Source organism: Pseudonocardia sp. McavD-2-B, from assembly GCF_024124365.1.
In the GTDB taxonomy this organism is placed as follows: domain Bacteria; phylum Actinomycetota; class Actinomycetes; order Mycobacteriales; family Pseudonocardiaceae; genus Pseudonocardia; species Pseudonocardia alni.
In genome coordinates this window covers 1-2,294 of sequence record NZ_JAMXSG010000464.1, presented here as the reverse complement: position 1 = coordinate 2,294, position 2,294 = coordinate 1, and the positions used below count along the sequence as shown (strand labels likewise).

Sequence of the window (2,294 nt, the reverse complement as noted above, 5' to 3'; positions counted from 1 at the left end):
CGGCCCGCGGGCGGCGCCGCGCCCGCCGGACCGGTCGCCGTCACCGGCCGGCTCGTCGGTCCACGCCGCCGGGTCCCCGTCCTCGGTTCCCACGTCGTCGGTGCCTGCGTGCACGCTGCGGTCGCGCAGCCCCGTCACCCGGCGGCCCGCGGCCTCCACCCCGCGCTGGAGACCCGCGTACGGGGCGTCGCTGAACGCGCGTCCGAACACGGCGACCGCGCCCAGCACCAGCAGCAGGACCCCCACCAGCACCGAACCGGCGTTGGTGGCGAACGGCCCGGCCGGGACCAGCCGGAACACGCCGGTCAGGAGTCCGAGCAGGACCTCGGCGGCGCCCAGGAGCATGAGCACCACCCCGAAGCCCCGCGCCCAGGGCAGCCGCGTGGCGCACGGCAGTCCCGCCACGCCGAGGACGAGGTGCACCAGGTCGCGCAGCGGGTCCACCCCGATGCCCAGCAGCTCCCCGCTCGCCGCGGGCAGCCCGGGAAGGCCGCTGTAGCGGAACCCGAGGAGCCCGTAGAGCAGGAGCAGGAACGCCGCGAGGACCACCAGCAGCTGTGGCCAGGGGAACACCGCGTGGCCGTGGGAGTGGTGCTGGGACTGGGTGGGCATACTCGTCCTCCGGGTCGTGCGGCACCGGTCGGCCCGGCATGACGGCGCGGCTACCCGCCCATCGGCAGCGGATGCCGATCGTGACGGGCATGACCTCCGCGGGCCCGGATGGCACGGTGCACGGCGCCCCGCGCGGGCCGCCGGCACGGGAGGGGGAACCGGGTGACCGAACGGGTCGACGCCGTCGTGGTCGGGGCCGGGCACAACGGCCTCGTCGCGGCGAACCTGCTCGCCGACGCCGGCTGGGACGTCCTGGTCTGCGAGGCCGCCGAGGCGCCGGGCGGCGCCGTGCGCTCGGCGGAGATCACCGCGCCCGGCTTCGTCAGCGACCTGGCCAGCGCGTTCCACCCGCTCGGCGCCGCCTCACCGGTGCTGCGCGAGCTCGACCTCGGAGCGCACGGGCTGCAGTGGCGCCACGCCCCCGCCGTCCTCGCCCACCCCACCCCCGACGGCCGGTGCGCGGTGCTGCACCGCAGCCTCGACGACACCGCCACCGCGCTCGACGACGACCACCCCGGCGACGGCGACGCCTGGCGCGCGCTGGTCGCGCAGTGGGACCGGATCGGCGACGACGTCGTCGCCGCCGCACTGCGCCCGTTCCCACCGGTCCGGCCGGCAGCGCGGCTCCTGCGCACGCTCGGCACCGGCGACGCCCTGCGGCTGGCCCGGATGCTGGTGCAACCGGTGGCGCGGATGGCCCAGGAGCACTTCGGGGGCCGGGCCGCCCCGCTGCTGCTGGCGGGCAACGCCCTGCACACCGACCTCGGGCCGGACTCCGCGGCGGGCGCCGCCTACGGTTGGCTGCTGGCGATGCTCGGCCAGCGTGTCGGCTTCCCGGTCCCGGCGGGCGGGGCCGGGGCCCTGACCGGTGCGCTCGTCGCCCGGCTGACGGCCCGCGGCGGGCGGATCGACTGCGGACGGCCGATCCGGACCGTCCTGGTCGGACCGTCCGGCCGGGCCTCCGGCGTCGTGGACGCGGCCGGCCGGCGGGTCCTCGCCCGCCGGGCGGTGCTCGCCGACGTCGACGCGCCCCGCCTCTACCGCGACCTCGTCGGGGAGGAGCACCTGCCGGCCCGCTTCGTCGCCGACCTCGCCCGGTTCGACTGGGACTTCTCCACCGTCAAGCTGGACTGGGCGCTCGACGGACCGGTGCCGTGGACCGCGCCGGGTGCCCGGTCGGCGGGCACCGTGCACCTCGGCGCCGACGTCGACGGCCTGCGCCGCTACGCCGCCGACCTGACCGCCGGCCGGCTGCCCGGCGACCCGTTCCTGCTGTTCGGGCAGATGACCACGGCCGACCCGACCCGCTCCCCGCCCGGCACCGAGTCCGCCTGGGCCTACACCCACGTGCCGCGCGGCCTGGGATGGGGCCGCGACGAGGTGCTGCGCTGGGCCGACCGGATGCAGCAGGTCGTCGAGGACCACGCGCCCGGGTTCGGGTCGAGGGTGCTGGCCCGCGCCGTCGCCGGGCCCGCGGACCTGCAGGGCCGCGACGGCAACCTCGTCGACGGGGCGATCACCGCGGGCACCTCCGCGGTGCACCAGCAGCTGGTGTTCCGCCCGGTGCCGGGCCTGGGCCGCGCCGACACCCCGGTGCCGGGGCTGTTCCTGGCCGGGGCGTCGGCGCACCCGGGCGGCGCGGTGCACGGCGGGCCCGGCGCCAACGCGGCGCGGGCCGCGCT

The 2,294-nt window shown here is 78.4% G+C and carries 2 protein-coding genes; one reads left to right on the top strand and one right to left on the bottom strand.

Annotated features, from left to right (window positions below):
• Positions 1-612 (bottom strand): DUF4383 domain-containing protein (locus NH602_RS30215; protein ID WP_253069607.1); only part of this gene is annotated, 612 nt, incomplete at its 3' end.
• Between the two features lie 108 nt (positions 613-720).
• Here NH602_RS30215 and NH602_RS30210 point away from each other — a divergent pair.
• On the top strand, positions 721-2,294 hold a 1,574-nt coding region (locus tag NH602_RS30210; protein WP_374210283.1), incomplete at its 3' end, for a phytoene desaturase family protein.